Here is a 1,763-nt window from a genome sequence, read left to right on the forward strand (position 1 = left end):
AAAAACCTTGTTGGGTAAGACTTTTAGACTTTTTGTCAATCAAAAAGTCCCAGGCATGGGAGTGATCAGGGGGAAAATCCCTGGACTTTTCCCTGAAAATTAGGTAATTGGCCACCTCAAAACTGGTAAAACCCCACACCCCACACCCCACACCCCACACCCTGCCACCAGGAAAAACTTTTTGCCGCAAACCCTATTTATTATGATAAGCCGCCTGTAGATCCCGAATCGAAAACAAAGCTTGAAACTTTATTCCCTGAGATTGGTAAAATTCCGCCCCTCCTTGCTCTCTATCCACCAAAGCAATGATTAAATCTACTTGATAACCGGCATCGCGTAATCTTTCTACCGCTACCATGGCACTTTTGCCCGTTGTCACCACGTCTTCGAGGACAACCACCGCGGCACCTGGGTTTAAAGTCGGCCCCTCGATATAAGCCATAGTACCGTGACCTTTTGCCTCTTTGCGGACAATTAAAGCTGGAATCGGGCGATTTTCGTAGGCAGATACCACAATAACGGCGCTGACAATCGGATCCGCCCCTAGGGTTAATCCTGCCACCGCTTGGGTATCTGGAGGCAGTAGCGACAGCAATAAACGCCCCACGGCTAAAGCTCCCTCAGCAGTGAGGGTAACTTGTTTGCCGTTGATATAGTAGCTGCTTTTTTGTCCTGAAGACAGGGTGAAATCCCCCTCTCCATAGGCAAGACGGACAAGAGCATCGAGGAGAAATTGACGCAGGGAAGCAGTATCGAGATTCGCTACCGAGGAATTAGCCATATTTTCAGGATTGGGAGCCTGACTGACTCCAAAATTTCGGTTACAATTGAGCCAAAAGTCATTATATATTGACTCGATCGCTAGTATTGATTTCTTTCTCATCCCATTGACGCGATTTTTTAATTAACCCTATCCCTGTGAGGAGATTTTTACCCATGCGCGCTAAATTTTTACTTCCTTCCCTGTTTTGTTTAACCGGTTTAGTCTGGTTGAGTTCGCCTATTGCGATCGCCCAACGTTCCCCCGCCACCACTCCGGCACCGGTAAAAACCCAACAATTGCAACTTGTCCCCTCTCCCGATACGGCAGTAGGATTTAATAATATCCCCGGTTTGTTTAACCGCGCTGTTAATAACAATACGGGTCGTTTCTACGACTACACCAGCATTTTAGGACAGTTCAACTCTCGGGAGGGTTGGCGTACTTTTATGCAAGGTTCCTATTTCGATAATATGATTACCCGGGATGCGAAATTGGTCGAAACTTTATACTATGATGTCATGCAACAGCAACAGTCTGGCCCTTTAATTCGCACCCAAGATTTACCCAATCCCTTCGATACTTCCCTACAGGAAAATCCCAGTTATTTAAGTCCTGGCGGCTTTTAATTCGCCAATTCAACTCGGAATTGGCGAACAATGTAATGGGTCGAGAATCTTCTTTGAAGGTTCCCGAACTGCGGCAAGATGCCTTTTTAAGTTCGATCGAAGCTCCTTGAGAAGCTAAACTCTCACCCATTTGGCAATATCAAGGGTTTTGTCATAACGATAGCTCATGCCATCATTGGCAACAATTATTTGACCTCGACTGGCTTTATTTTTGATCGTACTTAAGCTATAGTTGGTCAGTTTTTGGATTTCTTGATGGGTAAAATTGTCTTGATTGTTAATTTCAGAGACAATTTCTATCGTTTCATCAACGGTTTTGGCATTGTTGGTATGAGTTGCAATCGCTGCTGATGGATGATAGTCTTCCATCCTCA

4 protein-coding genes are annotated in these 1,763 nt (G+C 45.2%); 1 reads left to right on the top strand and 3 read right to left on the bottom strand.

Annotated elements, in window-relative coordinates:
• Both PX636_RS15380 and pyrE read right to left on the bottom strand, forming a co-directional pair.
• A partial coding sequence (locus PX636_RS15380; RefSeq protein ID WP_044034726.1) for a hypothetical protein occupies nt 1-190 on the bottom strand: 190 nt, incomplete at its 3' end.
• Nucleotides 191-193: 3 nt separating this feature from the next.
• Entirely contained in the window at nt 194-883 is a 690-nt protein-coding gene (gene pyrE, locus PX636_RS15385) for an orotate phosphoribosyltransferase (RefSeq protein ID WP_002796350.1), read from the bottom strand.
• Nucleotides 884-936: 53 nt separating this feature from the next.
• Between pyrE and PX636_RS15390 the strand changes: the two genes are divergently transcribed.
• On the top strand, nt 937-1,389 hold the full coding sequence (locus tag PX636_RS15390; RefSeq protein ID WP_288117732.1) for a porin: 453 nt from the start codon (nt 937-939) through the stop codon (nt 1,387-1,389).
• Between the two features lie 114 nt (nt 1,390-1,503).
• On the opposite strand, the gene PX636_RS15395 is transcribed toward PX636_RS15390, so the two are convergent.
• On the bottom strand, nt 1,504-1,763 hold a 260-nt coding region (locus tag PX636_RS15395; RefSeq protein WP_502882890.1), incomplete at its 5' end, for a helix-turn-helix domain-containing protein.

This window comes from Microcystis sp. M53598_WE2, assembly GCF_030067735.1.
Lineage (GTDB): Bacteria > Cyanobacteriota > Cyanobacteriia > Cyanobacteriales > Microcystaceae > Microcystis > Microcystis aeruginosa.

Coding starts and splice junctions, on each gene's coding strand:
- PX636_RS15390 (WP_288117732.1), top strand. CDS start 937: ATGCGCGCTAAATTTTTACTTCCTTCCCTGTTTTGTTTAACCGGTTTA.
- pyrE (WP_002796350.1), bottom strand. CDS start 883: ATGAGAAAGAAATCAATACTAGCGATCGAGTCAATATATAATGACTTT.